Origin of the sequence: Thauera phenylacetica B4P (genome assembly GCF_000310225.1) — a bacterium.
Taxonomy (GTDB): Bacteria; Pseudomonadota; Gammaproteobacteria; order Burkholderiales; family Rhodocyclaceae; genus Thauera; species Thauera phenylacetica.
This window is the reverse complement of sequence record NZ_AMXF01000244.1, coordinates 1-5,994: the sequence shown is the minus strand read 5'-3', so window position 1 is coordinate 5,994 and position 5,994 is coordinate 1. Positions and strand designations below refer to the sequence as shown.

The window sequence follows — 5,994 nt, the reverse complement described above, 5'->3', positions numbered from 1 at the left end:
TGCGCGCACGCGACGGTCGCATCGTCGCGGTGCGCGCCGCCGCCGAGGACCTGCTCGAGGCCCGCTGCGCCTCGGCCGTCGCGCTGGCGCGCGCCGCCTTCCACCTCGGCAACCGCCACGTCGCGGTCGAGGTCGGCCGCGACGAGGCCGGCGACTGGCTGCGCATCCAGGCCGACCACGTGCTCGAGGGCATGCTGGTGGGGCTGGGCGCGCGGGTGAGCGCGCTGCGCGCACCCTTCGAGCCCGAGGCCGGCGCCTACGCGCCCGGCCACCAGCACCCGGGCGACGGCAGCGGCGCGCGCATCCACCTGATGGCGGGGCAATGAGCGCCGTCATCTTCCGTCCCATGCCGGCGCCGGTGCCGGCCATGCCATGCACCGGCGATGCGATGGCGGCCGATGTCGGGGCGCGCAGTGCCGCCGGAGCCGGCTCGCCCGCGAATGCAGCGTTCGAGCGCGCGCCGTTCGCGGGCGGGTCCGCTCCCACGAGACCCGGCCTCCTGCCGCTGCTGCGCCTGCTGCAGCTGGCGAGTCCCGCCCTGCCGGTCGGCGCCTACACCTACTCGCAGGGCCTGGAGTGGGCCGTGGAGAGCGGCCTCGTGCGCACCGAGGCGCAGGCCGCGGCCTGGATCGGCGAGTTGCTGGAATGGAGCCTGGCGCGCTTCGAGGCGCCGCTGCTCGCCCGCCAGCTCGCGGCGTGGTCGCAGGGCGACGACACCGAGGTGGCGCGGCTCGACGCCGACTTCCTCGCCAGCCGCGAGACCGCCGAGCTGCGCGCCGAGACGGCGCAGATGGGCTGGTCGCTGGCGAGGCTGCTGGCCGAGCTGGATGCGTTTGCGTCGATTCCCGGCTGGCGCGCGCGCCTGCTCGCGATCGAGGCCCCGTGCTTCCCCACCGTCTGGTCCGCGGCCGCGGCGGCATGGCAGATCCCCGCCGACCAGGCGCTCGCCGCCTACCTGTGGGCCTGGGCCGAGAACCAGGTGATGGCGGCGGTGAAGGCCGTGCCGCTCGGGCAGAGCGCCGGCCAGCGCCTGCTCGCCACGCTCGGCGCGCGCATCCCGGCGCTGGCCGAAGGCGCGCTCGCGCTCCCCGAGGCGGCCTGGAGCAACTACACCCCCGGCCTGGCCATCGCCAGCAGCCGCCACGAAACCCAATACACGAGGCTGTTCAGATCATGACTCCGTCCTCCGCCCATCCCGGCACGCACTCTACCTCGATCGCCAGTCCGCACGCCGCAACGCATTCCGGTCCTCAGTGCAGCCCCCAGCGCGGCCCCCTGCGCGTCGGCATCGGCGGCCCGGTCGGCTCCGGCAAGACCGCGCTCACCCTGGCGCTGTGCCTGGCGCTGCGCGACCGCTACGACATCGCCGTGGTCACCAACGACATCTACACCGCCGAGGACGCCCAGTTCCTCGTGCGCAACGAGGCGCTCGCACCCGAGCGCATCCTCGGCGTGGAGACCGGCGGCTGCCCGCACACCGCGATCCGCGAGGACGCCTCGATCAACCTCGAGGCGGTCGACCGCCTCAACGCGCGCTTCCCCGGACTCGACATCGTCTTCGTCGAGTCGGGCGGCGACAACCTCGCCGCCACCTTCTCGCCCGAGCTCTCGGACCTGACGATCTACGTGATCGACGTCTCCGCCGGCGACAAGATCCCGCGCAAGGGCGGGCCGGGCATCACCCGCAGCGACCTGCTGGTGATCAACAAGATCGACCTCGCGCCGCTGGTCGGCGCCTCGCTCGAGGTCATGGACCGCGACGCGCGCAAGATGCGGGGCGATCGCCCCTTCCTGTTCTCGAACCAGAAGACCGGACAGGGCCTGCGTGAGATCATCGACTTCATCGAGCGCCAGGGCATGCTGGCCGCCGCCTGAATACCGCAAGACCTTCCCGCACTCCAGGAGAACCCACCATGACGATCCGCTTCCGCTCCATGCTCGCCGCCGCCGCGCTCGCCAGCCTCTCGGGCGCAGCGCTCGCCCACCCCGGGCATGCGCCGGCCAGCTTCGCCACCGGCTTCGCCCATCCGCTGGGCGGGCTCGACCACCTGCTGGCCATGCTCGCGGTCGGCCTCTTCGCCGCACGCCAGGCCGGCGCTGCACGCCTGCTACTGCCCGCCGGCTTCGTGCTGGCGATGCTCGCCGGCGCCGGCCTGGGTGCGCTCGGCCTCGGCCTGCCGGCGGTCGAGGCCGGCATCGCCGCCTCGGTGCTGGTGCTGGGCCTGCTGGTCGCGCTCGCCGCGCGCCTGCCGCTGGCGGCGAGCCTGCCGCTGGTCGCCGCCTTCGCGCTCTTCCACGGCCACGCCCACCACGCCGAGATGGGCGACGCCACGCTGCTCGGCTACAGCCTCGGCTTCGCGCTCGCCAGCGCGGCGCTGCATGCGGCCGGCCTGGCGCTGGCGCGCGCCTTCCCCGACAGCCGCGGCGGACGCCTGGCGTTGCGCCTCGGCGGCGGCGGGATCGCCGGTGTGGGCGTCGCCCTCCTCGGCGGCTGAAGCCCCCGTCGGCAAGAGGCCACGCCAGGGCCACGGCCGCTTCGAGGCTACGGTGGCGCCGGGACTACGGCGGTGCCGGGGCCTAAGGCGGCGCTACGGCCGCTCCGGGGCCAAAGCGGCGCTAAGGCGGCGTTACGGCGGTGCGGCCCGGGGCGACGGCGTCCTGCCCGCGAAGCTCGCCGCCTCCGCGTCGAAGCGCTCCACCAGCCAGTCCGCGGTCGCGGCGACGCGCGCGAGCGGGCGGGCGTCGGGGTGGATCAGCATCCACAGCTCGCGGTACAGCATCGGCTCCGCGCCGGACAGGCGGACCAGGCCGGGGTCGGCATCGGCCACGAAGCAGGGCAGCAGGCCGTGGCCGACGCCGCCGGCCACGGCGCGCACGAGGCCGCGCAGGCTGTTCGAGCGCAGGCGGATGCGGCCCTCGCCCAGCATGGCGTGCAGGCGGCGCATCTCCGGCGTGTGGTCGAGGTCCTCGTTGTAGGCCACCCAGTCGCCGGCGCTCACCGCCAGGTCGCCGCGCGCCGCGCCGTAGAGCGCGAAGCCGACCTCGGCGAGCTTGCGGATGAGGAAGTCGCCGCTCGCGGGGCGTGCCAGGCGGATCGCGATGTCAGCCTCGCGGCGAGCGACGTTGAGGTTGTCGTTGGTGGCGACGAGGTCGATGCGCAACTCGGGATGCCGCGCGTACAGGCCCGGCAGCCGCGGCGCCAGCCACTCGCCGATCAGGGCGCTCACCGCGGTGATCCGCACCACGCCGCCCACCGCGCCGGCGCCGGCCTCGGCCAGGCGGGTGATGCCGGCCACGTCCTCCTCGATGCGCGCGGCGCGCTCCAGCACGCGAGCGCCCACCGCGGTCGGTCGCCACAAGCCCTCGTCGCGCTCGAACAGCGCCGTGCCCAGGCCCTCCTCCAGCGCGCGCAGGCGGCGCGCGACCGTGGTCTGGTCCACCGCCAGCCTGCGCGCCGCGGCGGCGAGCGTGCCCTCGCGCCCGAGGGTGACGAGGAAACGCAGATCGTCCCAGTTCATAGGTCGCCGTTCCTGCAAATCTGCAGCAGTGTAGAGCAGGAATGCGCATTTACGCAGGCCAGCGGCCGCCTGTACGCTGCCGCCATCCTTTCTCGAACCCACAAGGAGATCGCCCATGAGCACCGCATCCATCCCCCTGCGCCAGCTTTCCGGCCTGCCCGCCGCCCCGGCCCGCCTGTCCGAGTCGGCGCTGATCATCGTCGACGCCCAGAACGCCTACCGCAGCGGCGTGATGCAGCTCGAGGGCGTGGAGCCGGCCCTGGACGAATGCGCCCGCCTGCTGGCGCGGGCACGCGCGCTGAAGATCCCGGTCGTGCACATCCAGCACGACGCAGGCCCCGGCTCGCCCTACGATCCGAACGCCGAATGCGGCGCGATCGCCGACAAGGTGGCGCCGGCGGCAGGGGAGGCGGTGGAGGTCAAGCACTACCCGAACTCCTTCGTCGGCACCGCGCTCGACGAGCGCCTGAAGGCCGCCGCGGTCAAGAACCTGGTCGTGGTCGGCTTCATGACCCACATGTGCATCAACTCGACCGCCCGTGGCGCCTTCAACCTCGGCTACGCGGTCACCGTCCCCGCCGCCGCCACGGCGACCCGCGCCCTGCCCGCGCCCGACGGCAGCGTGGTCGAGGCCGCCGCCCTGCAGGTCGCCGCGCTCACCGCGCTCGCCGACCTGTTCGCCGTCGTGGTGGCCGACGGCGCAGCCATCCCCGACTGAGCACCAGCGAACCACCCCGCCCCCGGGGCCCGCCACCCGCGACGCCGCCTGGCTTCATGTAGGAGCGCCGGCAGGCGCGAACCGGGCGTGCCTCGCGGGAGCGTATGTGCGGGCTGATGCGCTGCCTTCGCGCCTGCCGGCGCTCCTACAGGGGGCCGTCGCGATCGGGCGGGCCGGCACGTCTCCGGGTCACCTCCCCGGGGCCCGCACACCACGACCAAGCCGCCGCCCGCGACGCGGTCTGGCTTCGTGTAGGAGCGCCGGCAGGCGCGAACCGGGCGTTCCCCGCAGGAGCGTATGTGCGGGCTGATGCGCCGCCTTCGCGCCTGCCGGCGCTCCTACAGGAGTCCGGCGCGATCGGGCAGGCCGGGGGTCAGTCCGTCAGGGTGAAGCGCACGCCCTGGGCCAGCGGCAGCGCGTCCGAGTAATTGATCGTCGCGGTCATGCGGCGCATGTAGGCGCGCCAGGCGTCCGAACCCGCCTCACGCCCGCCGCCGCTGTCCTTCTCGCCGCCGAAGGCGCCGCCGATCTCGGCGCCGCTGGTGCCGGCGTTGACGTTGGCGATGCCGCAGTCGCTGCCGGTGGCGGAGAGGAAGCGCTCGGCCTCGCGCAGGTCGGTGGTGAAGATTGCCGAGGACAGGCCTTGCTGCACCGCGTTCTGGCGCGCGATGGCGTCGTCGAGTTCGGTGTACTCGAAGCAGTGCAGCAGCGGCGCGAACACCTCGTCGACGCTGTTGGTCACCGCAGGCGGATGCTCGACCACGGCCGGGCGCACGTACCAGGCCGCGGGGAAGCGCTCGGCGAGCACACGCTCGCCACCGTGGATGCGTGCCCCCGCCGCACGCGCCGCGGCGAGCGCATCCTGCATGCGGATGAAGGCCTCATGCCCGATCAGCGGGCCGACCAGGGTGTCGGCGGCACGTGGATCGCCCACCACCAGCCCGGCGAACACCGCGCGCAGGCGTTCGAGCAGTTGCTCGCGCACCGCGGCGTGCACGAACAGCCGGCGCGTGCTGGTGCAGCGCTGCCCGGCGGTGCCGACCGCGCCGAACACGATGGCGCGCAGCGCGAGCTCGAGGTCGGCGCTCGGCGCCACGATCACCGCGTTGTTGCCGCCGAGCTCGAGCAGGCTACGCCCGAGCCGCTGCGCCACCCGCGGCGCCAGCGCCCGCCCCATCGCGCAGCTGCCGGTGGCCGAGAGCAGCGCCACGCGGCGGTCGTCGGCGAGCTGAACGGCGCGCTCTGCGCCGCCCACGATCACCGCCGACAGCCCGCGCGGCACCTCCTCCATGCCTGCCGCGGCCTGTTCGAGCAGGCGCTGGCAGGCGAGCGCGCACAGCGGCGTGCGCTCGGAGGGCTTCCACAGCAGGCTGTCGCCGCACACCAGCGCGATCGCCACGTTCCACGCCCACACCGCGACCGGGAAGTTGAAGGCGGTGACGACGGCCACCGGCCCGAGCGGGTGCCAGGTCTCGCGCAGCGCGTGGCCGGGGCGCTCGGAGGCGATGGTCAGCCCATGCAACTGGCGCGACAGGCCGACTGCGAAGTCGCAGATGTCGATCATCTCCTGCACCTCGCCTTCGCCCTCGCTGCGGATCTTGCCGCACTCGATGGTGACCAGCTCGGCGAGCAGTGCCTTGTGCTCGCGCAGCGCCTGCGCGAAGCGGCGCACCAGCTCGCCGCGGCGCGGCGCCGGGACGCGGCGCCAGGCCTCGAAGGCGGCCACGCTGCAGGCGATCGCGGCATCGGTGGCGGCGG

The 5,994-nt window shown here is 74.3% G+C and carries 7 protein-coding genes; 5 read left to right on the top strand and 2 right to left on the bottom strand.

Going from position 1 to position 5,994, the window contains the following annotated elements; translation table 11 throughout:
- From C667_RS19505 to C667_RS19490, 4 genes are all read left to right on the top strand, one after another.
- Positions 1 to 326 (top strand): urease accessory protein UreE (locus tag C667_RS19505; RefSeq protein WP_004377752.1); only part of this gene is annotated, 326 nt, incomplete at its 5' end.
- Positions 323 to 1,177: an urease accessory protein UreF gene (locus C667_RS19500; RefSeq protein ID WP_004377750.1), complete on the top strand. Its 855-nt coding sequence runs from the start codon at positions 323 to 325 to the stop codon at positions 1,175 to 1,177. The genes C667_RS19505 and C667_RS19500, both read left to right, overlap by 4 nt.
- Entirely contained in the window at positions 1,174 to 1,875 is a 702-nt protein-coding gene (gene ureG, locus C667_RS19495; protein ID WP_004377748.1) for an urease accessory protein UreG, read from the top strand. The genes C667_RS19500 and ureG overlap by 4 nt, the downstream gene beginning before the upstream one ends.
- A 38-nt stretch (positions 1,876 to 1,913) precedes the next feature.
- A complete protein-coding gene (locus C667_RS19490; RefSeq protein ID WP_004377746.1) occupies positions 1,914 to 2,495 on the top strand; it encodes a HupE/UreJ family protein in 582 nt (193 codons plus the stop codon).
- A 132-nt stretch (positions 2,496 to 2,627) separates the two neighbouring features.
- Here C667_RS19490 and C667_RS19485 read toward each other — a convergent pair whose 3' ends face one another.
- Complete coding sequence (locus C667_RS19485) at positions 2,628 to 3,518, bottom strand: LysR family transcriptional regulator (RefSeq protein ID WP_004377744.1); 891 nt, start codon at positions 3,516 to 3,518, stop codon at positions 2,628 to 2,630.
- 115 nt (positions 3,519 to 3,633) lie between these two features.
- On the opposite strand from C667_RS19485, the gene C667_RS19480 reads away from it, so the two are divergent.
- A complete protein-coding gene (locus C667_RS19480) occupies positions 3,634 to 4,236 on the top strand; it encodes a cysteine hydrolase family protein (protein WP_004377742.1) in 603 nt (200 codons plus the stop codon).
- A 373-nt stretch (positions 4,237 to 4,609) separates the two neighbouring features.
- On the opposite strand, the gene amaB is transcribed toward C667_RS19480, so the two are convergent.
- Positions 4,610 to 5,994: L-piperidine-6-carboxylate dehydrogenase (gene amaB / locus C667_RS19475; RefSeq protein WP_004377741.1), on the bottom strand; the 1,385-nt coding region annotated here is incomplete at its 5' end.

Excerpts from the sequence above, each read along its gene's own strand:
- C667_RS19485 (WP_004377744.1), bottom strand. The coding sequence starts at position 3,518 with ATGAACTGGGACGATCTGCGTTTCCTCGTCACCCTCGGGCGCGAGGGC.
- C667_RS19500 (WP_004377750.1), top strand. The coding sequence starts at position 323 with ATGAGCGCCGTCATCTTCCGTCCCATGCCGGCGCCGGTGCCGGCCATG.
- C667_RS19480 (WP_004377742.1), top strand. The coding sequence starts at position 3,634 with ATGAGCACCGCATCCATCCCCCTGCGCCAGCTTTCCGGCCTGCCCGCC.
- ureG (WP_004377748.1), top strand. The coding sequence starts at position 1,174 with ATGACTCCGTCCTCCGCCCATCCCGGCACGCACTCTACCTCGATCGCC.
- C667_RS19490 (WP_004377746.1), top strand. The coding sequence starts at position 1,914 with ATGACGATCCGCTTCCGCTCCATGCTCGCCGCCGCCGCGCTCGCCAGC.